Annotated in this window: 13 protein-coding genes (1 of these 13 only partly in view); 11 read left to right on the top strand and 2 right to left on the bottom strand. The window is 73.2% G+C overall.

The window, feature by feature from the left end:
* The 5 genes from ACYVIP_RS11850 to ACYVIP_RS11870 all read left to right on the top strand — a co-directional run.
* On the top strand, positions 1-5,486 hold the 3' portion of the coding sequence (locus tag ACYVIP_RS11850; protein WP_460395179.1) for an amino acid adenylation domain-containing protein. The gene continues 625 nt to the left of window position 1, outside the view; 5,486 of the gene's 6,111 nt are visible here — the last part of the coding sequence; its start codon lies off the left edge, out of view; its stop codon occupies positions 5,484-5,486.
* Positions 5,483-7,498 (top strand): multicopper oxidase family protein, encoded by a 2,016-nt coding sequence (locus ACYVIP_RS11855; RefSeq protein ID WP_460395181.1) that lies wholly within the window; start codon positions 5,483-5,485, stop codon positions 7,496-7,498. The genes ACYVIP_RS11850 and ACYVIP_RS11855 overlap by 4 nt, the downstream gene beginning before the upstream one ends.
* Positions 7,499-7,657: 159 nt before the next feature.
* The gene (locus tag ACYVIP_RS11860; protein ID WP_460395183.1) at positions 7,658-8,638 is read left to right on the top strand and encodes a DUF3558 family protein; all 981 of its coding nucleotides are present in this window, start codon (positions 7,658-7,660) and stop codon (positions 8,636-8,638) included.
* 145 nt (positions 8,639-8,783) lie between these two features.
* Positions 8,784-9,140 carry an effector-associated constant component EACC1 gene (locus tag ACYVIP_RS11865; protein WP_460395185.1) on the top strand — a complete coding sequence of 119 codons (357 nt, stop codon included), beginning with the start codon at positions 8,784-8,786 and terminating at the stop codon, positions 9,138-9,140.
* Entirely contained in the window at positions 9,130-10,989 is a 1,860-nt protein-coding gene (locus tag ACYVIP_RS11870) for a caspase, EACC1-associated type (RefSeq protein WP_460395187.1), read from the top strand. Before ACYVIP_RS11865 ends, ACYVIP_RS11870 begins: the two co-directional genes overlap by 11 nt.
* A 3-nt stretch (positions 10,990-10,992) precedes the next feature.
* On the opposite strand, the gene ACYVIP_RS11875 is transcribed toward ACYVIP_RS11870, so the two are convergent.
* A complete protein-coding gene (locus tag ACYVIP_RS11875) occupies positions 10,993-12,819 on the bottom strand; it encodes a glycosyltransferase family 39 protein (RefSeq protein ID WP_460395189.1) in 1,827 nt (608 codons plus the stop codon).
* Positions 12,820-12,849: 30 nt separating this feature from the next.
* Entirely contained in the window at positions 12,850-13,593 is a 744-nt protein-coding gene (locus ACYVIP_RS11880) for a siderophore-interacting protein (RefSeq protein WP_460395191.1), read from the bottom strand.
* A gap of 136 nt (positions 13,594-13,729) precedes the next feature.
* Between ACYVIP_RS11880 and ACYVIP_RS11885 the strand changes: the two genes are divergently transcribed.
* Genes ACYVIP_RS11885 through ACYVIP_RS11910 form a run of 6 tightly spaced genes read left to right on the top strand, consistent with a single transcriptional unit; the run spans position 13,730 to position 21,065 of the window.
* The gene (locus tag ACYVIP_RS11885; protein WP_460395193.1) at positions 13,730-14,776 is read left to right on the top strand and encodes a FecCD family ABC transporter permease; all 1,047 of its coding nucleotides are present in this window, start codon (positions 13,730-13,732) and stop codon (positions 14,774-14,776) included.
* Positions 14,773-15,828: a FecCD family ABC transporter permease gene (locus ACYVIP_RS11890; RefSeq protein WP_460395195.1), complete on the top strand. Its 1,056-nt coding sequence runs from the start codon at positions 14,773-14,775 to the stop codon at positions 15,826-15,828. The genes ACYVIP_RS11885 and ACYVIP_RS11890 overlap by 4 nt, the downstream gene beginning before the upstream one ends.
* A complete protein-coding gene (locus ACYVIP_RS11895; RefSeq protein ID WP_460395197.1) occupies positions 15,825-16,667 on the top strand; it encodes an ABC transporter ATP-binding protein in 843 nt (280 codons plus the stop codon). Before ACYVIP_RS11890 ends, ACYVIP_RS11895 begins: the two co-directional genes overlap by 4 nt.
* Positions 16,664-17,620 carry an ABC transporter substrate-binding protein gene (locus ACYVIP_RS11900; protein WP_460395199.1) on the top strand — a complete coding sequence of 319 codons (957 nt, stop codon included), beginning with the start codon at positions 16,664-16,666 and terminating at the stop codon, positions 17,618-17,620. The genes ACYVIP_RS11895 and ACYVIP_RS11900 overlap by 4 nt, the downstream gene beginning before the upstream one ends.
* A gap of 5 nt (positions 17,621-17,625) precedes the next feature.
* Positions 17,626-19,323, top strand: a complete 1,698-nt coding sequence (locus ACYVIP_RS11905) for an ABC transporter ATP-binding protein (RefSeq protein ID WP_460395201.1) — start codon at positions 17,626-17,628, stop codon at positions 19,321-19,323.
* Positions 19,320-21,065, top strand: a complete 1,746-nt coding sequence (locus ACYVIP_RS11910) for an ABC transporter ATP-binding protein (protein ID WP_460395203.1) — start codon at positions 19,320-19,322, stop codon at positions 21,063-21,065. Before ACYVIP_RS11905 ends, ACYVIP_RS11910 begins: the two co-directional genes overlap by 4 nt.
* The last annotated feature ends 246 nt before the right edge of the window (positions 21,066-21,311 follow it).

Consider the following 21,311-nt stretch of genomic DNA (forward strand, 5'->3'; position numbering starts at 1 on the left):
CGTTCTCCACCGGCCGCCGCGCCGACACCCCGGCACAGGGGGCCACCCTGGTGCTGGACGCCGACCCGCTCACCGCGCTCGCCCGCCGCGCCGGGGTCACTCTGCCCACCGTGCTTGGCGCCGCCTGGCTGACCGTGCTCGCCGCCTACACCGGCACCACCGACGTGCTCACCGGGCAGGCGGTCGCCGGGCGGCCGGCCGAGGTGCCGGCATCCGGTGAGCTGATCGGGTTGTTCCTCAACACCGTGCCCGTGCGCGGGCGGCTGCGCCGCGACGAGCCGTTTTCGGCGTTCCTGCGCCGGTTTCGCGACGAGCAGACCGCGTTGCTCGACCACCAGTACCTCGACCTCGGCACGGTCACCCGGGTCGCCGGGGTCGGCGAGTTGTTCGACACGCTGCTGGTGGTCGAGAACTACCCGGTCGACGAGGACGCGTTGGTGTCCGCCGAACGCGGCACCGGGCTGCGGGTCGACCGGGTCAGCGGCCAGGACGGCACGCACTACCCGCTGATGGTCACCGCCGCCCCCGGCGGCGGCCAGCTGCGGCTGGAGGTCAGGCACCGCATCGATCCGGCCACCGCCGAGGGCATCCTGTCCCGGCTGGCGGCCGTGTTCGCGGCGGTGGCCGCCGATCCGGACACCCCCGTCGGCGCGCTCGGGGTGACCGGCCCGACCGCGCTCACCGGTCCGGTCGCGGCCGTCGCGCACCCGGACGTGACCTCGCTGCTCGCGCTCGACCACGACGCCGTCGCGCTGATCGCGGGGGCGGACACGCTCACCGGCCGCGAGCTGGCGGCCGAGGTCGACGACCTGGCCGCCGAGCTGACTGCGCGCGGCGTCGGCACGGAATCGTTGGTGGGACTGGCAACGGGCTACCACGCGGACCTGGTTGTCGCGCTGCTCGCGGTGTTGCGCGCGGGCGCGGCGTACCTGCCGCTGGATCTCGGCTACCCGGTGGCGCGCCTGCGGTACATGATCACCGACGCGCGGCCGGCGCTGCTGCTCACCCGAGGCGCGCTGCCGGCCGAACTCCGTGGCCTGGCACCGGAACTGGACCTCACCACGGTCACCGCCACCGGCCGGGCCGCGCCGCCGGTCGACGTGCGGCCGGACCACCCCGCGTACGTGGTCTACACCTCCGGCTCCACCGGCGAGCCGAAGGGTGTCGTCGGCACCCGGGGCGGACTCGCCAACCGGCTCGAATGGCTCCAGCGCGCCGAACCGCTGGGCGCCGAGGATCTGGTGCTGGCCAAGAGTTCCATCAGCTTCCTCGACGGCACCACCGAGCTGCTCGGCGCGCTGATCGCGGGCACACCGGTGATCCTGGCGTCCACTGAGGACCGTACGGACGCGCTGGCACTGGTGGACCTGGTCAAGACCCACCGGCCGACCAGGGTGACCGGGGTGCCCAGCCTGCTGCGCACGATGGCCGACCACGGCCGGGGCGCACTGGACTCGGTGCGGCTGTGGATCGCCAGCGGCGAGGCGCTCACCGACGCGCACGTCGCCGCGATCGGCCGGGACGGGCGGGTGCTGAACCTGTACGGCTGCTCGGAAGTCAGCGGCGACAGCCTCTGCGCCCCCGACGCCGGCGCCGCGCTCACCCTGGGCGCGCCGGTGGCCAACACGGTCGCCCACGTGCTCGACGCGTGGCTGCGGGAGGTGCCGCCCGGCGGGGTCGGCGAGCTGTACCTCGCCGGCGACGGCCTGGCCCGCGGCTACCTCGGCCGCCCCGCGCTGACCGCCGACCGGTTCGTCGCCGCCGCGAACGGCGCGCGCGTGTACCGCACCGGCGACCTGGTGCGGCTGCGCCACGACGGCACGCTGGACCACCTCGGCCGCAGCGACGAGCAGGTGAAGATCCGCGGCTTCCGGGTGGAGCCGGCGGAGATCGAGTCGGTGTTGGGTGGCCTGGACGGCATCGCCGCGGCCGCGGTCGCCGTGCACCGCGGCGCGACCGGGCCGGTGCGGCTGGTCGGCTACCTGGTGACCGAGGACGGCGAACCGTTCGACCCGGCGGAGATCCGGGCCGCCGCGGCCGCCAGGCTCGCCGAACACCAGGTGCCGTCGCTGCTGGTGCACCTGCCCGCGTTGCCGGCCACGCCGAGCGGCAAGATCGCCCGCCGCGAGCTGCCAGCGCCGGACCTGGCCGGGCTGGTCGGCGCGGACCGGCCGGCGACCGAGACCGAACGCACCCTGGCGACGTTGTTCGCCGAGGTGCTCGGGCTGGCGTCGGTCGGCACCCGCGACGGGTTCGCCGAACTCGGCGGCGACAGTCTCGTGTGCATCCAGCTCGTCGGCCGCGCCCGCGCCGCCGGGCTGGCGTTGAGCCCACGCGACGTGTTCGAGTACAAGACCGTCGCCGCGCTCGCGGCGGTGGTGACCAGATCCGTTGCCGCGGCGGCGGCGGACGACGTGCTCGACCGGTGGCGGGCGCGGCATCCGGTGCTGCTGGCCGAACCGGGCGTCGCCGACGTCCTGCCGACCACCCCGCTCCAGCAGGGCATGGTGTTCCTGTCCGGCTACGAGCCTGACGGCCCCGACCCGTACGCGATGCAGCTCGTGCTGCGCCTCACTGGAAACCTGGACGCCGCCCGGCTGCGGTCGGCAGCGCAACGTGTGCTCGACCGGTACACCGCGCTGCGGGCCGGGTTCCGGCTCACCGCCGACGGCGAGGTCGTCCAGGTGATCCACAGTGGACTGACCGTGCCGTGGACGGAGTTCCCGGCCGCGACCGCCGCCGATGTGCCGGCGGTCGCCGAGGCGGAACTGGCCGCGCCCTTCGACCTGGCGACGCCACCGCTGATCCGGTTCGCGCTGCTGCGCGTCGGCCAGGACGAGCACCGGCTGGTGATCACCAACCACCACGCCGTTCTCGACGGCTGGTCGGTGCCGCTGCTGGCCCGCGCGCTGTTCGCCGGCTACGGCGACCTGCCAGGCGAGCCGCTCGACCACTACCCGGACTACCTCGCCTGGCTCGCGGCGAAACCGGACAGCGCCGAGGTCTGGCGGGCTGCACTGTCCGGTGTGGACGGACCGACCCTGCTCGCCGACCCGGCCGCGCCCACGACCGCCGGGGAGCCCGCGCGCCTGCTGCCACTGGACATACCGGATGCGCTCGCGAGCAGGCTGACCGACCTGGCGCGCGCGAGCGAGGTCACCCTCAACACGGTGATCCAGCTGGCCTGGGCGGTCGTGCTCGGCCGGGCGACCGGGTCCACCGACGTGCTCTTCGGCGCCACCGTGTCCGGGCGGGCCGCCGACATCCCGGACGTCGGCGCGGTCGTCGGGCTGTTGATCAACACCGTGCCGGTGCGGGTCCGGCTCTCGTCCGGCACGACGGTGCGCGCGGCGCTGGCCGAGCTGCAGCTCGCGCAGGCCGGGCTGATCGAACACCAACACGCCGGCCTGGCCGACATCCAGCGCTGGTCCGGGCACCGCACGTTGTTCGACACGCTGATGGTGTTCGAGAGCTTCCCGATCGACGAGGACGCGCTGCGGGCCGCCGAGACCGCGGGCGGCCTGGACGTCGAGGTCGTCACCGGCCGCTCGCTCACCCACTATCCGTTGACCGTCACCGTTTTCCCGCACCAGGGCGTCGAGATCGTGCTCGAGTACCGGCCGGACGTGCTCACCGAACACGACACCGCCAGGATCGCGGCCCGGTTCACCGACGTGCTCGACGCGCTGGTCACCCGGCCAGACGCGCCGCTGGCCGCGTTGCCGTCGGCCGCGTCCGTCGAATGTGGACTGGTCACCGGGTACGGCACCGGCGCCCGTCACCCGGCAGGCCCGCTGTTGCCCGACCTGTTCACCCACGCGGCGGCCCGCCACCCGGACCGGGTGGCCGTGGTGTGCGGCGAGCACACCGTGACGTTCGGCGAGCTGGCCGCCGACGCGAACCGCCTCGCCAGCGCGCTGGTCGACCTCGGCGCCGGACCGGAGACCGTGGTCGCGGTCCGGCTCGACCGGTCGGTCACCGCGATCGCCGCGATGCTCGCGGTGCTGCTCGCCGGCGCGGCCTACCTGCCGGTCGATCCCGCCCAACCCGACGAGCGGACCTCGGTCGTGCTCGGCGACGCGAACCCCGTCGTGGTGCTGACCGACCGGGCCGTGCCCGGCGACTGGCCGGTATTCGACCCGGCCGCGCCCGCCGCGCCGGTCATCGATGTCGACCGGCGCGCGCCGTTGTCGCCGGAGCATCCCGCCTACGTCGTCTACACCTCCGGCTCCACCGGCGTGCCCAAGGGCGTGGTCGTGCCACACCGGGCGATCGCGAACCTGTTCGCGAGCCACCGCCGCGCGCTCTACGACCCCCTGCGCGAGCGCACCGGCCGGGACCGGCTGAACGTCGCGCACGTCTGGCCGTTCGCGTTCGACGCCGCGTGGCAGCCGCAACTGTGGCTGTTCGCCGGGCACACCCTGCACATCGTGCCCGAGGAGGACCGAGGCGACCCGGTCGCGCTCGCGGGCGTCATCGCCGCCAGGGGCATCGACTTCGTCGAGGTGCCACCGGTCATGCTCGGCCCGCTCGCCGACCTCGGCGCGCTGGACACGCTGCCGATGGTCGGCTTCGGCGGGGACGCCGTCGGCGACGCGCAGTGGCGCCGGCTCGCGGCCACCGACGGCCTGGCCGCGGTGAACCTGTACGGCCCCACCGAGACCACAGTGGACACGTTGGCGGCGTGGACCACCGACAGCGACCGGCCGGTCATCGGCACCCCCGTGGACAACTCCCGCGCCTACATCCTGGACGGCACGCTCAACCGCGTACCGTCCGGTGTGGTCGGTGAGCTGTACGTGGCCGGCGCCGGCGTCGCCCGCGGCTATCTTGGCGCGCCGGGACAGACCGCGGCCCGGTTCGTCGCCGACCCGTTCGCGCCGGGGGAGCGGATGTACCGCACCGGCGATCTGGCGCGGTGGACCGAATCCGGCCACGTCGACTACCTCGGCCGGGCCGACGGGCAGGTGAAGATCCGGGGCTATCGCGTCGAACTCGGCGAGGTCGAGGCCGCGCTCACCACCCACCCCGAGGTCACCGAGGCGGTCGCGCACCCGGTCGGGGAACGGCTCGCGGCCTGGGTGGTCGCCACCGTGGCGCCCGAGGACGTGCGCGCATGGGCCGCGCGCAGGCTACCGGACTACCTGGTACCCGCGTCGATCGTCGTGCTCGACGCGCTGCCGTTGACCGGCAACGGAAAGGTCGACCGCGATCGGCTGCCGGCGCCCCGGTTCGCCGCCGCGGCACCGTTTCGCGCACCGGCCACCTCGGCCGAGCACGCGCTGTGCGCCGCGTTCGCCGCCGCTCTCGGCGTGCCGGCGGTCGGCGTCGACGACGACTTCCTGGAACTCGGCGGCGACAGTCTCGCCGCGCTGCGCCTCATCGTCGCCGCCGCGCGCGCGGGGGTGCGGCTCACCCCGCGTGCGGTGTTCACCCACCGCACGGTCGGCTCGCTGCTGGACAACGCAGAGACGGAGAACCCATGACAGAAACCGACAACGGCACCCCGGAGCGCCGCGGCTGGTCGCGCCGCAAGCTGCTCACCGGGGCGCTGGCCACCGGCGCGATCGTGCCGGTGATCCTCCCCAGTGGACCGTTACCCGGCCTGTACAACCTGCTGGCGGGGGAGGGCGGCGCGCCCACCACGGTCCGCGCCGGCAACGCGCCCATCCTGCCCGGCCGGTCGGTCACCGCCAACGTCATGCCGGTCGGCTACCGGAAACCGGCGGCCGCGCACCCCGAACCGATCGAGCCGTTCCGCGACGCGCTGCCGATCCCCCGCGTGCTGCGGCCCGACCGCGATGGTGAGGTCGTGGTGCGGATGCGGACCGCGCGCGTGCGCCTGCACTCCCAACTGCCGCCCACCACCGTGTGGGGCTACGAGGGCACGGTGCCCGGCCCGACGATCGAGGTCCGTGCCGGGCAACGCACCCGGGTGCGCTGGGTCAACGACCTCACCGGGACGATGCCGCTGGTCGCGGTGGCGCCGATGATCGCGCAGGCCGACCCGCCGCTGTGGGACCGGCCAGGCCGCGACGGCGCGCCGGAGCTGACCGACGTGTCGAACCTGCCCGCGTGGACGGTCGTGCACCTGCACGGCGCCGAGACCGGCATGGACAACGACGGCTGGCCGGAGGCCGGCATCCCGCGCGGGGACGTGCAGGTCGCCGAGTACGGCAACGACCAGCGGGCCACCCTGCTCTGGTACCACGACCACGCGATGCCGATCTCCCGGTGGAACACGATCGCCGGACTCGCCGGCCTGTACGTGATCCGCGACCGCACCGAGGACGCGCTCGACCTGCCGGACGGCCGCTACGAGGTGCCGTTGGTGTTGTGCGACCGCAACTTCGACCTCGACGCGAACGGCGAGCTCACCGGAACCCAGCTGTACAAGACGGTGATGTACACGACCGAGCCGGAACTGCAGGCGACGTCGTTCTCCGGTCCGTTCACGACGGTCAACGGCGTGATCTGGCCGCACCACGACGTCGAGCCGCGCTGGTACCGGCTGCGGATCGCGAACGTGTCCAACGTGCGGCCCTACCAGCTGTCCCTCACCCTCGAGGACGGCTCCCCGGTCCCCGCCGCGATGGTGCGGCTGATCGGCACCGACGGCGGCCTGCTGCCGGCACCGGTGACCATCGACGGCGTGCTGCCGGTGGCCGCGGCCGAACGCGCCGACGTGCTGGTGAACTTCGGCGCGGTACGCGGCAAGCGCATTCGTTTGTCCAATGTGGACTATGACCCCGGACCGTGGCCGCAGGTGATGGAGTTCCGGGTGAGTGGTCGCGGCGGCGGCGGCCCCCAGCCACCGGCCACACTGGACAGAAAGTTCCCGAAGGTCGACCCGGCCGCCGCGACGGCGCCGGCGCGCATGATCATGTTCCCGCCGCTGGGCACCGGGCAGATCGAGCAGTGGGAGATGACCGAGGTGCCGGCGCCGCCCGGCCCGTTCCCGGTCGACGGCGTCGTGCAGGTGCGCGGCGAGGACGGCACGGTGCGCACCTACCAGCGGGTGGCGCGGCACTTCAACGACCCGGTCCAGTTCATGGCCACCACCGGCGGGTGGGAGCGGTGGACCTGGATGAACCTGGACGTGGCCGGCTGGCCGCACCCGCAGCACATCCACGCCACCCACTTCCGCGTGACCGGCCGCCAGCACTACGACGTCGAGGACAAGTGGGAGTTCATCCTCGACGACGCCGGCCGCACGGTCGGCGGCGGCACGGTGGCCCCGCTGGAGTTCACCGCCACCGGTGAGCTGACCCCGGTCGAGGGCGGCTGGAAGGACGTCGTGCAGGTCAACAACGGCGAGGCGGTCACGGTCGCCGCCCGGTTCGACCACAGTGGACGGTTCCTGCACCACTGCCACATGCGCGACCACGAGGACATGGGCATGATGCGCCCGTTCGTGGTCATGCCGGCCGAGGTGCTGAAGATCGAACACCAGCACGGCCACCCCATGCCCCAACCCGATGGCCACGCCGGCCACTGACGTGCAGCGAAGGGTCCCTTGACTGCGCCTACCGCAGCGAAGGGACCCTTCGCTGCGGTAGGTGGACCCCATGGGGGCGGCAGGTTACCGATTCGCGGATGTCGGTGACTATTGGGGAGTGGGTAACTCATCGGGTGATGAGTTCGTTACCGTTCTGACATGATCACCAACAGGGCGCGGCTGGCCGCGGGTATGGCGGCGCTACTTCTCCTCACCGGCTGCGGGGGCGAGTCGTCGTCGGCGGACTCGAAGACCGAGGACTCGGCCGAGACGACCAGCGCGGTGCCGGAGATCGACGACCCCACGGTCGCGGCGGCGGCGCTGCGGACCGTGGATCCGTGTGCGCTGCTGGACGCCAAGAACCTCGGTGACGCCGGGACGATCGTGCCGGACAGCACCTCGTCGGCGGAGTGGGGCGAGTGCGGCGTCGACGTCGATGCCAGCGGCAAGACCGTGGAGCTGGTGCTGCGCGTCGGCGACCAGCTGATCATGGCGGACGACCCGTCCGGGGAACTCGAGGGCCTGCCGCTGGTCCTCGACGACGAGGACCCGGAGTCGTGCTGGATCTCCGTCGTGACCTCCTTCGAGCTGTCGCTGGGAATCACGCTGCAGGTCGACTTCCCTGGCGGCGACGGCTGCACGGTGGGTCGCGCGGTGCTCGGCAAGGTCGTGCAGGCCGTGCGCACCGCCCCGCCGCAGTACCAGCAGGCGCCCGGCTCGGTGCTGACCGCGGACCCGTGCGCGGTGGCGGACAAGGCGGCCGTGGAGACCGCGCTGGGACAGCAGATGTTCGTGGAACCCAAGAGCCTGCACGAATGCGACCTCTGGTCCGGTGACGGCACCAGCTACCCGCAGGTGGGCGTGCGCTTCTTCCTTGGTCTGCCGCCGGATGCCGAGGACGGCGAGCCCGCCGATCTCGGCGGTGGCGTGACGGCCATCCAGGCGCAGGACGAGGACGTCGTGATCAGCTGTGACGTGTCCTGGCGCAGGATCGAGACGCCGTCCGAGGACGAGGCGGAAGGCTACGGCGAGCTCGTGTCCGTGATGTACAGCGATGAGCAGGAAAGCGGCCTCGACCCCGCCGTCGCGTGTGCGAAGGCGGTCGCGGTCGCCAAGACCGTGGTGCCGGCACTCGGATAACACTCCCCGCACGGGCGGTCGGCCTTGTACTTTCGGGCCGACCGCCCGTGTTGTCGGGCACACTGCGGGAGATTCCCTTCACTGCCAGCACTTTTCCCGGTACCTGTGCTTTCTCGGGGTAGTTTCCACCGGGAGGGGAACGGCCGTGGAGCTGCAGATCCGGATCGAGCCGGGGACGATCGACGAGTACCTCGCCCTGACCGACTGGTTGAACGCCAGTCGCGATTTCCGTGGCCGCGTCCACCAGGTGGCCGGCGCTCCACCGGCCGGCGGGCTGAGCGGCGGGGTGATCGAGCTGCTCACGGTCGCGGTCGGCTCCGGCGGGCTTGGCGTCGTGCTCACGAACTCACTGAACACCTGGCTGGGTACCCGGCGGCGAGAGATCACCGCCAAGGTCACCGTCACCGCCAGGGCCCGTACGGTGGAACTGCGGGCCCGCAACCCGAACACCCAGGAGCTGAAGCTGCTCGGCGAGATCCTGCGTGGCAGCGATGAGCGGTGAGCCCGTCATTCCGCCTGGCTCGCGGGCGATCCTGATCGGGGTGCCGCGCTACCAGGACGCCGCGTACCGGTCCTATCCCGCCGTCGGCAACAGCGTCGACGGCATGCGCACGCTGCTGGTCGAGTCCGGCCTCTGCGGCTGGCGGCCGGACCAGGTCACCAGCTTCGTCAACCCCACCAACGCCGGCAAGTTCCTCGGCCAGCTGCGCGACCTGGTGCGGGCGACGACCGGGGTCCTGCTGCTGTACTTCGTCGGCCACGGAGTCGTCTCCGAGCAGGGCGAGCTGTGCCTGGCGCTGGCCGACACCGACCACGCCAACCCCGACACGACGGGTCTGGAGTACGCCAAGATCAAGCGGATGCTGTACGCCGGCACGCCCGCGACCACGAGGATCGTGATCCTGGACTCCTGCTTCTCCGGGCGGGCGATCGGGCTGGGCACCGTCGGCGGGACGCAGCTGGCCGACCTGAGCGAGACGTCCGGCACCTACACCCTCACCGCCGCCGACGAGCTCGCCCACGTGGCCGCCGAGGGTCGACACACCGCGTTCACCGGTGAGCTGCTGGACCTGCTGACGCGCGACGGCGTTCCCGGTGGTCCGCGCGGGCTGACCCTGAACCGGATCTACCTGCAGCTGCGCCGCCGGCTCGAGGCGAAGAACCTGCCAAGACCCAACCAGCGCAGCGAGGACACCGCGGCGGCCTTCGTGCTCGCCAGCAACACCGTCCACCCGCGCCCGCTCGGTCAGGAGGTCCAGCGGCGCGCGGCGCCGGCCACGCGGTTGTCCCGCCGGCACCTGCTGACCGGAGCCGCCGGGGTCGGTGCCGTCGCGGCGCTCGGGTTCCTCGGCCGGGAGGTGTTCAGCGACGACCACACCGTGGTTCCAGGCGAGGAGAAGTGGCGGTTCTCGACCCGTGGGGCGGTGAGCTCGACCCCCGCGGTGGCGGCCGGGGTGGTGTATGTCGGCAGTGACGACGGAAACCTGTACGCCGTCGACGTGGCCAGCGGGCAGCAGCGCTGGCAGCCCTACCCCCTCGGCGGGATGGCGCGGTCGTCGCCGGTGGTGGCGGCCGGCGTGGTGTATGTCGGCAGTGACAGCGGAAACCTGTTCGCCATCGACGCGGCCAGCGGCGAACCGCGCTGGCGGCGGCCCTTGCACACCGAGGGCGCGCTGGGGTGGTCGTCGCCGGTGCTGGCCGGCGGATCGGTGTACGTCGGCAGCGAGGACCAGCATCTGTACGCGGTGGACGCGGGCAGCGGGGAGCAGCACTGGCGGTTTCCCGCGCGGGGCACGATCTGGGGGCCGGCGGTGGCCGACGGGGTGGTGTACCTCGGCAGTGCGGATCACCACCTGTACGCCGTCGACACGACCACCGGTGAAGAGCGCTGGTCGTTTCAGGCCGACGATGTCGTCTGGCGGCCCGCGGTCGCCGACGGCGTCGTGTACTTCGGCAGTGACGACCGGAACCTCTACGCCGTGGACGTGACCACCGGGAGCGAACGCTGGGCTCAGGATTTCGCGGCCCGCGTGACGACGACGCCCGTCGTGGCCGGCGGGGTCGTGTACGTCGGCGGCGACGACGACCACCTGTACGCGGTCGACGCGCGTGACGGGGAACCGCGGTGGCGCCTGCGCACCGACGGCGACGTGCGGTCCACGGCGGCCGTGGCCGGCGATGTGGTGTACGTCGGCAGCAACGACGGCAACCTCTACGCGGCGGCCACCGTCGACGGCACCGAGCGCTGGCATACCCGCGTCGGCGACACCCTCTGGTCCTCGCCGGTGGTGGCCGACGGCGTGGTGTACATCGGCAGCGACCTGAGTTTCCTGTACGCGGCCAACGCCTAGGCGTCACGCACAGTCGAACAGTTCCGTTGCGGCTTCGGGGAAGTAGTCCTCGGGCGGCACGACCACGCAGTGCTCCCTCGCCCAGTCGATCCGGGCGCGTTCCTCGAAGTCGGTCAGCACGAACCGTACCCGGCCGTCCTCGACCCAGCCGGCGAGCTGGTCGACCGTCGGCGCCGGGTCGTCGGTGGTGAACCCGCCCATCGCGACCACCCGCAGGTCGCTGTTGATGATGTAGTTGCCGGTGAACAACGCGCCGCCCTCGGCCGCCAGCTGGATCTCCGTGTCCGGCGCGTTTTCCCTTACGTACTCCAGGATCGCGGTCTGCTCCGGATCGAGCTGCCCGGTCGTGGCCTTCAGCTCCGCCGCCGCGCGGCCGGCGAAGAACGTGTCCCACTCCGGCCGTTCCTCGTCGGGTAAGAACACCGTCTGCGCGGAGATCGGGCCGGCCGCCGGGTTCGTCGCCCAGCCGACCCAGTACCCGGCCGCGGTCGCCGCCGACCAGAACGCGGGCGCCACCAACACCGCCGCGAGCCCCAGCGCCAACCCGAGCTGGTGTCGCCGCGCCACCAGCGCCACCACCGCGAGCACCCCGGCGGCCACCACCGGGATCCGCAGCCATCCGTTCCAGTCCGGGTCCCGGTCGATCAACAGGTACGCCCACCCCGCCGACAGCGCCACCACCCCGGGCAGCGCGAACCGGCGAAGGTCGCTTTCGGTGCGCCAGCGCCAGAACAGCGCGATCGTCAGCGCCGCGAGCGCGGCCACGGCCGGGGCCAGCATGCTCGTGTAGTACGGCAGCCACACGCCGGTCATGAAGCTCAGCACCAGCCCCCCGCACAGCAGCCAGCCGCCGAACAACGCCCACCCGGCCCGCACGCGCCGGTCGTCGATCCGCTTCCACACCGACACCGCCGCGACCGCGCCGATGAGCGCGAGCGGCACCAGCCAGGCGATCTGCCCGCCGAGCGACTGGCTGAACAGCCGTCCGATCCCGGGCTCGCTGTAGAACGCGCCCGCCTCGTTGCCCTCGGCCGCGTCCTGGCCGACGATGCGCCCGAAACCGTTGTAGCCCACGGTGAGATCCCACGCCGAGCCGTCGGTGCTGCCGCCGACGAACGGCTTGTCGCCCGGCCACAGGTCCACCAGCACGACCCACCACAGCGAGGTCACCACGACCACCGCCGCGGCCGCCGCCACGTCGAGCCACCGCCGCAGCAGTGGCGCCGAGGTGCCGATCACGTACGCGAGCACGAACGCCGGGACGACCACCAGCGCCTGCCCCATCTTCACCAGGAACCCGCAGCCGAGCAGCGCGGCGGACAGCAGCAGCCACCGGGTGCGCGCGGTCGTGCTCGTCAGCGACCGCGCGAGCGCCCACGCCGCGCTGACCAGCGTCAGCGTCAGCCACGGGTCGGGCGCGTTGTCCCTGGTGATCGCCATGGTGACCGGGGTGGTGGCGAGCACGGCGGCGGCGAGTAGCCCGACGCGAGCCGACCCGGACAGCCGCCGGACCGTCGCGTACAGCACGACCACGGCCGCGGCTCCCGCGATCACCTGGGGCAGCAACACCGCCCACCCGTGCAGCCCGAAGATCCACACCGACACGACCTGCGGCCACACGCCGAGCGGTGGCTTGTCGATGGTGAGCACGCCGAGTGGGTCGTAGGTGCCGAACAGGAACGCCTGCGGGCTCTGGGACATCGTCTTGGCCGCCGCGCTGTAGTACGCGTAGCTGAAGCCCTGCCCGGTCAGATCCCAGGCATAGCCGACGGTCGCGGCGAGCACGATCACCGCGAGCGCGGGCCGGGTCCACCATGCACGCTCACTCACAGGGCTGTTCTCCTACCTGTCAGGGGGGAGTCATCCAGCGCGCCAGTAACCGCAGAAGTAGATCCGGTCCTTGGCGAAACCTCGGTCGTTCACCAGGTGGCGGCGCACCCCGGTGGCGAGCTTGGACTCGCCGGCGACCCACGCGTAGGGCACGCCGGTCGGCAGGTCCCGCTCGCGCAGCGCGGCGAGCACGGCCTCGCCCCGCCGCGCGTCGCCCCGGTGCAGCCAGGTGACGTCGGCCAGCGGCAGCTCGTCGGTCCTGTCGGCGACCTCGACGAGGACCACGGCCGGGCAGGTCAGCTGTTCGATGATCGCGGCGACGGCCGGCAGCGCCGCCTCGTCGCCGATGATCAGCTGCCACTCGGTGTCGGCGGGCGGGGCGTAGTCGGCGCCGTCGCTGAGCACGCCGATCTTGTCGCCGGGCGCGGCGCTGGCGGCGAACGCCGCGCCGGGGCCGCTGTCGGCGCCGTGGCCGTGCAGCACGAAGTCGATGTCCAGCTCGCAGCGCTCGCGGTCGAACCGGCGCACGGTGTAGTTGCGCAGCGCGGGGCGGGTGGACTCCGGGATCGCGCACAGTTCCGGCCACCAGTCGGCGGTGACCGGCAGGACCGGCGGGGACTCGCCGGTGGGCAGGAACACCCGCACGAGCTGGTCCGGGCCGTCGTGGGCGAAATCCGCCAACTCGTCCGACGCGACCGTGACTCGCACCATCCGCTCGGTGAGCGGCGCGGTGGCGACGACCGTCACCAGTACGGGCAGCTGACCTCGTGTCATCCGACAACCTCCTGCAAATTATAGTTAGCCTAACCTAATTATCGCGTCCAGTGAATGATCGCCTATGCACTGTGGCCGCTACCTTTGCTTAGGCTAGCCTTATCCAGATCGGGTAGAGAGTGACATAGGCGGTGCGGTGGCCACGACAGCGGTCGGTGAGCGGCGGACGAGCACGCGTCCAGCCCGCCAGGTCGCGCTCGGCGCGGGACTCCTCGGCGCGCTGGTCGCGCTGGCGGTGCTGGTGGTGGTCAGCGTGTGCGTCGGCTCGGTGTCGCTCTCGCCGGGCACGCTGCTCGACGTGGTCACCGGCTACGACGACACCGACCCCGACCACCTGATCATCGCGACCATGCGGGTGCCGCGCACGGTCGTCGGCCTGGTCGCCGGCGCGGCGCTTGGCCTGGCGGGCGCGGTCATGCAGGGCCTTGCCCGCAACCCGCTGGCCGATCCCGGCATCCTCGGGGTCAACGCGGGCGCCTCGCTGCTGATGGTGCTGGGCATCAGCGCCTTCGGCGTCACCACGTTCACCGGGTACGTGTGGTTCGGCTTCGCCGGCGCCGCCGCGGCCGGGCTGCTGGTCTACCGGATCGGCTCGTTCGGCCGTGACGGCGCGACCCCGGTGAAGCTCGCGCTCGCCGGCGCGGCCACCTCCGCCGCGCTCGGCTCGCTGACCACCGCGATCCTGCTCACCGACACCGAGGCGTTCGACGAGTTCCGCTTCTGGCAGGTCGGCTCGCTGGCCAACCGCGACCTTCCCGTGGTTGTCCAGGCACTGCCCTTCCTCGGGGTCGGCGCGGTGCTGGCGCTGGCGTGCGGGCGGCTGCTGAACGTGCTGTCCCTCGGCGGGGACGTCGCCCGCTCGCTGGGGGTGAACATCGCGGTGGCGCAGGGGATCGCCGCGGTCGCGGTGGTCACGCTGTGCGGCGCGGCGACGGCCATCGCCGGGCCGATCGCGTTCGTCGGCCTGGCCGTGCCGCACGCCGCGCGCGTGCTGACCGGGCCGGACTACCGCTGGATCCTGCCGTACTCGCTGGTGCTCGCGCCCGCGCTGCTGCTCGCCGCCGACGTGCTCGGCCGGGTCGTGGCGCCGCCGGGTGAGGTCCAGGTCGGGGTGGTGACCGCGATCGTCGGCGCGCCGGTGCTGGTGTTGTTGGTGCGCGGCCGGAAGGTGGCGGCGCTGTGACGGTGGTGGAGGAGCGGTCGGCGGTCGCCAGGGTCGCGTCGGTGCGCCGGCGCGGGCTGCGGCGCGGCCGGACAGTCGGCATCGCGCTCGCGGTGCTGGCCGCCGCGCTGGTGATCACCGCGCTGTCGGTGGGCACGGTGGCCATCTCGCCCGACGAGGTGCTGCGCGCGTTGGCCGGCAGCGGCACGCGGCGGGCGGAGTACATCGTCAACGAGGTCCGCGCGCCGCGCGCGCTCACCGGCGCGCTCGCCGGCGCCGCGTTCGGCATCTCCGGCGCGGTGTTCCAGGGCCTGATCCGCAACCCGTTGGCCAGCCCCGACATCATCGGCATCACCATGGGCGCGAGCGCGGCGGCGGTCGTGGCCATCGTGGTGTTCGGCGCGACCGGCGCGCCGGTGTCGGTCAGCGCGTTCTGCGGCGCGCTGGGCACCGCCGTGCTGATCTACCTGCTCGCCTGGCGGCGGGGGATGAACGGCTACCGGCTCGTGCTGGTCGGCATCGCGGTGGCCGCCGTGCTGTCCAGCGTGGTGTCCTACCTGATGACCCGCGCGCAGGTGCGCGATGCCCAGCAGGCGTTGGTGTGGCTCACCGGCAGCCTCACCGCCCGCACGTGGACCGACGTCGTCCCGCTGGCCATCGCCCTGCTCGTGTTGCTGCCGACGGCACTGGTGCTCGCGTCCGGGATGCGGCCACTGCAGTTCGGCGACGACGCGGCCACCGGGCTGGGCGTCCGGGTCGAACGCCACCGGCTCGGGCTGATCGTCACCGCGGTCGCGCTCGCCGCCGCGGCCACCGCCGCGGCCGGGCCGGTCGCGTTCGTCGCGTTCGTGTCCGCCCCGATCGCCCGCGCGCTCACCCGGGGCAACGGGCCCGCGCTGTTACCGGCCGCGTTGGTCGGCGCGGTGGTGCTGGTCGGCTCGGATCTGGTGGCCCAGCACGTACTCGTGCTGTTCGGCATCGTCGCCCTGCCGGTCGGCGTGGTGACCGGCGTGCTCGGCGCGCCCTACCTGCTGTGGCTGATGGCCACCACCAACCGAACGGGGCGCGCATGACCGACGTCCTCAAGGGACAGGGGCTTTCCCTTGGCTACCACGGATTCGAGGTGGTCCGGGACCTCGATGTCGCCATTCCACACGGGATGATCACCGCGATCGTCGGCGCCAACGCCTGTGGCAAGTCGACGCTGTTACGTGGCCTGGCCCGGCTGCTCTCCCCGACGCGGGGCCGGGTCCTGTTGGACGGCAACGACATCAACACCATGCCCACCCGCACGGTCGCCACCCGGCTCGGCATCCTGCCCCAGCACCCGATCGCGCCAGAGGGCATCACCGTCACCGACCTCGTCGGCCGGGGCCGCCACCCCCACCACGGCCTGTTGCGCCGCTGGAGCGACGCCGACGACGCGGCCGTCGCGTCCGCCATGCGGGTCACCGACACCCTCGAGCTCGCCGACCGCCCGGTGGACGAACTGTCCGGCGGCCAACGACAACGCGCCTGGATCGCGATGGCGCTCGCCCAGCGCACCGGTGTGCTGCTGCTCGACGAGCCGACCACCTACCTCGACGTCACCCACCAGATCGAGGTTCTCGACCTGCTGACCGACCTCAACCGCGACGACGGCACCACGATCGTCATGGTGTTGCACGACCTGAACCTGGCCTGCCGCTACGCCGACCACCTGATCGCCATGCGCGACGGCGGCATCGTCGCCACCGGCGCACCGTCCACTGTGGTCACCCGCGAGCTCGTCGCGGAGGTGTTCGACCTGCCGAGCGTGGTCCTGCCCGACCCCGTGTCCGGCACCCCCCTGATCGTTCCCATTGGACGCCACCACACGCCCGATCCCATCCCAGAGCTCGCCGACCACCGGCGGGAAAGCAGGTTTGAGTGAAGCTGGTCAGCAGGCGGGGTTTCCTCGCCGGTACGGCAGGTGTCGCCACCGTCACGTTGATCGGGGCGTGTGGCAGCGGCGAGGACGACGGCGCCGGCGGTGCCGCCGGCCGCGAGGTGGACACCGACAAGGGCACGGTCACCGTCCCCGAGCGGGCGGCCAAGGTCGCGTGCGCCGACTTCTTCGGCGCCTTCGCGGTGGTCGACCTCGGGCTGGTGCCGGTGGCCGCGTGCGGCTCCGGCTACGAGAACACCGGCCCCCGCTACGAGGACAAGCTCGCGAACGTGCCGCTCGTCGGCGATTTCACCACCCCGGACCCGGAGAAGATCGCGGACACCGAGCCCGACCTCATCCTGCGCACCATCGACACCGACGACGCGATGTACCAACAGCTGACCGGTGTCACCACGACCGTCGTGATCAGCTTCCAGCAGCTGTCGCTGACCGAGGTCGCCACCAAGGTCGGCGAGGTGCTCGGCCGGAGCGCCGAGGCGGAGAAACTGTTGGCCGAGTACGAGTCCGCGTGCGCGGAGATCAAGTCCAGGCACGCCGACGTGCTCGCCAAGTACACCTTCACCTTCGCCCAGGCCGCCTCCGACACCACGTTCTGGACGCTGGGTGAGAAGTGGACGGACACCAAGGTCCTCGTCGACTGCGGCGTCACGCTCGCCGAGCCGTCGGCCGCCCAGCCGGAGCCGACCCAGGAGTACTCGATGGAGCGGATCACCGTGCTCGACCAGAGCGACGTGCTGCTCATTCCGTCGGCACCGGACGGGGTCACCGAGGCGCCGGACAACACACCGTTGACCAGCAACGCGTTGTGGGCTCAGCTGCCGGCCGCCAAGGCGGGCCGGGTGTGGCCGGTGCTGTCGGGCGCGGCGTCGCTTGGCACCGCGCTGGAGCTGGTCGAGCGGTTCGACACCGTGCTCACCGAACTCGCCGCGAAGAGCTGACCACGATGACCGGGGGTGCGTTGCTGCGCCGGGCGATGCGGCGGCACGCCGGCCGGATCGCGTTCGGCGTGCTGCTGCTGAGCCTGCACCAGGTCGCCGAGGTGGCCGTGCCGGTGGCGATCGGCGTGGTGATCGACCGCGCGGTGGCCACCGGCTCGGTGCCGGCGATGCTGTGGTCGGTCGCCGGCCTGGCCGTGCTGTTCACCGTGCTGGCGCTGGCCTGGCGCTTCGGCGCCCGGCAGCTGGTGACCGCGATCGAACGGGAGACCCACCGGGTGCGCGTCGAGCTCGCCGGCCGGGTGCTGGACCCGCGCGGGCTGCGCACCGGCCTGAAGTCCGGCGAGCTGCTGTCGATCGCGTCCTCCGACGCCGAACGCGCGGTGCTGATCATGCGTGCCGGGTCGCTCGCGGCGGCCGCGGTGACCGGGCTGGTCGCGTCCTCGGTCGCGCTGCTGGCCATCGACGTGCCGCTGGGGCTCGGGGTGCTCGTGGGCGTGCCGCTGCTGGTCGTCGGGTTGCAGCTGCTCTCGCCGCTGCTCACCCGGCGCACCGCCGACCAACAGGCCGAACTCGGCCGGACCACGGCACTGGCCACCGACCTGGTCGCCGGCCTGCGCACGCTGCGGGGCATCGGCGCCCAACACCACGCCGCCGTGCGGTACCAGAAGTCCAGTGCGCGGGCGCTGGCCGCGACCCGCCGCGCGGCCGGCGCGATCGGGCTGCAGCAGGGCGTCACCACGGCCGCCTCCGGGCTGTTCCTCACCGTGGTCGCCGGGGTCGCCGGCTGGTTCGCGCTGCTCGGCAGGCTGACGGTCGGCGAGCTGGTCGCGGTCGTCGGGCTGGCCCAGTTCGTCGCCGAACCGGTGCGCGTACTCGGGTTCGCGACCAGGATCGCGGCCACCGCCCGCGCGTCGGCCGACCGGGTCGCCTCGGTGCTCGCCGCGCCGTTCCTGGTCGAGCCGGGCGAGCTGGCCGCGCCGGCGCCGGCCGACCCGAGAGTGGAGCTGCGCGCGGTCACCTACCGGACGTTGACCGACGTGTCGCTGTGCGTGCGGTCCGGCGAACTGCTCGGGGTGGTCGCCGACGACCAGCGGGACGCCAACGCCTTACTGGAGCTGCTCTCCGGCCGGGCGCCGGCCGCCGACCTGACCGGCGAGGTGCAGGTGGACGGTGCCCCGGTCGGCGACCTTTCGTTGGCCGCGCTGCGATCGCGGGTGTTGGTGGAGCACCACGACGTCGCGTTGTTCGAGGGCACGCTGCGGTCCAACCTGCTCGCCGGCGCGCCACCGGAGGCCACCGACGCGCAGCTGGCCGAGGCCATGCACACCGCCGCGGCCGAGGACCTGCTCGACGACCGCGCGGCCGGGCTGGACACCCCGGTGACCGACCGCGGCCGGTCGCTGTCGGGCGGGCAGCGCCAGCGGGTCGGCCTCGCGCGGGCACTGCTCGCCGACCCACCCGTGCTCGTGCTGCACGACCCGACGACCGCGATCGACGCGGTCACCGAGGAACGCCTCGCCGCCCGGCTCGCCCGCGCCCGTGCCGGTGGCCTGCGCGCCACGATCGTCGTCACCAGCAGCCCGGCGCTGCTCGGCCGGATGGACCGGGTCGTGGTGGTACGCAACGGAAAGGTCGACCGCGAGGGCCAGCACGCCGACCTCGTCGGCGCCGACACCGACTACCGCGAGGCGGTCCTGCGATGACGCTCCCCGTTGCCAGTACCACCCGCACCTGGGCGGTCCTGGTCGCCGAACTGCGCGCCCACCGCGGCCTCACGCTGGCGGCCGTCGCGGTGTCGGTCGTGGCCTGCCTGGCCGGGCTCGTCGCGCCCTGGGTGCTCGGCGTGCTGGTCGACGACATCGCCGGGGGTGCCGGCGCGGACCGGGTCTGGTTCGCCGTCATCCTGCTCGGCACCGCCGCGCTGCTCAGCGGCGTGCTGTCCGGGGTCGGCGCCACGCTCATCGCCCGGCTCGGCGAGACGATGCTCGCCCGGCTGCGCGAACGGGTGCTCGACCGCGCGCTGCACCTGCCGTCGACCACGCTGGAACGCGTCGGCACCGGCGACCTGGTGTCCCGCGTCGGCGACGACGTCTCCGTGGTCACCGGCGCGATCACCACGACCGGGCCGGACATGGTCCAGGCCGCGCTCACCGTCGTGCTCACCGGCGCCGGGCTGTTCGCGCTCGACTGGCGGCTGGGGCTCGCCGGCCTGGCCGCCGCCCCCGCCTACTGGCTGGCCGTGCGCTGGTACCTGCCGCGCTCCGGCCCGTTCTACGCCAAGGAGCGCACCGCCATCGGCCGGCGCACCCAGGAACTGGTCAGCTCACTGCACGGGGTACACGCCGTGCGCGCCTACGGCCTCGAGCACGACCGCGCGGCCAGGGTGGACGCCCGCTCCGCGGAGGCGGTCAACCTCTCGCTCGGGGTGTTCAGCCTGTTCACCCGGTTTGCCTCCCGGGGCAACCGGGCCGAGTTCGTCGGCCTCACCGCGGTGCTCGTGGTCGGGTTCCTGCTGGTGCGCGCCGACCTGACCACCATCGGCGCGACCACCGCGGCCGCGCTGTACTTCCACCGCCTGTTCAACCCGATCGGCCTGCTCGTGCTGCAGGCCGACGACATCCAGGAGGCCGGCGCGAGCCTCGCCCGGCTCGCCGGGGTCGTCGACCTGCCGCCGCCGGTCGAGCCGGCCGACCCGGCCACCCCCGCCGACCGGTCGCTGGCGGTCGTCGACGTCACCCACCACTACGACGAGGGCAGGCCGGCGGTCCGGGCGGTGAGCGCGGTGGCCGCCGACGGCGAACGGGTCGCGCTGGTCGGCGCGAGCGGCGCCGGCAAGACCACGATCGCCTCGATCGCGGCCGGAGTGCTGCCGCCGACCGGCGGCACGGTCCGGCTCGGCGGCGTCGAGGTGTCCGCGCTGGGGGAGACCGCCGTGCGGGCGCAGGTGGCGCTGTTGAGCCAGGAGGTGCACGTGTTCGCCGGTCCGCTGCGCGAGGACCTGCGGCTGGCCCGCCCGGACGCGACCGACGAGCAGGTGCTCGCCGCGCTGGACACCGTCGACGCGCTCGGTTGGGTGCGCGCGCTGCCAGACGGGCCGGACACCGAGGTCGGCGAGGGCGGCCACCAGCTCACCGCCGCGCAGGCCCAGCAGCTCGCGCTCGCCCGGCTGGTGCTGGCCGACCCGCCGGTCGCGATCCTCGACGAGGCGACCGCGGAGGCGGGCAGCGCGGGCGCGCGGGCATTGGAGGCCGCGGCGCTGGCCGCGACCGCCGGGCGCACCACGTTGGTCATCGCCCACCGGCTCACCCAGGCCGCGTCCGCGGACCGGGTGATCGTGCTGGAACAGGGCGAGGTGGTGGAGAGCGGCACGCACGACGAGCTGATCGCCGCCGGCGGCCGCTACCGCGAGCTGTGGCGCAGCTGGGCTGGTGAGGACGCCCCGTAAGGTCTATTGCTAAGTAAGGTTAGCCTCTCCTAATATCAACTGGTGGCGCCGACGTCGGGTGGGGCGCCCAACCAAGGCGGGGAGTCGGCGATGGACCACGAGCGCGGTGTCGACGAGCGCGGTGTCGACGGGCGGGTCGCGATCGTCACCGGTGCGGCGCGCGGCATCGGCGCCGCCGTGGTCGCGGCACTGGCCGTGCTGGGCGCGCCGGTCGCCGCCGTGGACGTCGACGCGGCGGCCGTGGAG

Source organism: Actinophytocola sediminis (assembly GCF_054779715.1).